This window comes from Streptomyces sp. AC555_RSS877 (assembly GCF_019049245.1).
In the GTDB taxonomy this organism is placed as follows: Bacteria; Actinomycetota; Actinomycetes; order Streptomycetales; family Streptomycetaceae; genus Streptomyces.
The window spans coordinates 1-254 of the sequence record NZ_JAGMUK010000188.1; the positions used below are offsets into that span (position 1 = coordinate 1).

A 254-nucleotide genomic window follows, 5' to 3' on the forward strand; every position below is an offset into this window, starting at 1 on the left:
CGGGTGCGGGAGGTCGCCCGCGGGCTGGGGGTGAGTGCGGCGTCGGTGTTCCATCTGGCGTGGGCGCGGGTCCTGGCCACGGTCAGTGGTCGTGATGACGTGGTGTTCGGCACGGTGTTGTTCGGGCGGATGAACGCCGGCGTGGGTGCCGACCGGGTGCCGGGGCTGTTCATCAACACGCTGCCGGTGCGGGTGCGGGTCGGCGCTGTGGGTGTGGGTGAGGCGTTGGAGGGAGTGCGTGACCAGCTGGCGGA

The 254-nt window shown here is 71.7% G+C and carries 1 protein-coding gene; it reads left to right on the plus strand.

The genetic code is table 11. The features are described from left to right. Positions 1-254: condensation domain-containing protein (locus tag KUM49_RS41690; protein ID WP_217242167.1), on the plus strand; the 254-nt coding region annotated here is incomplete at both ends.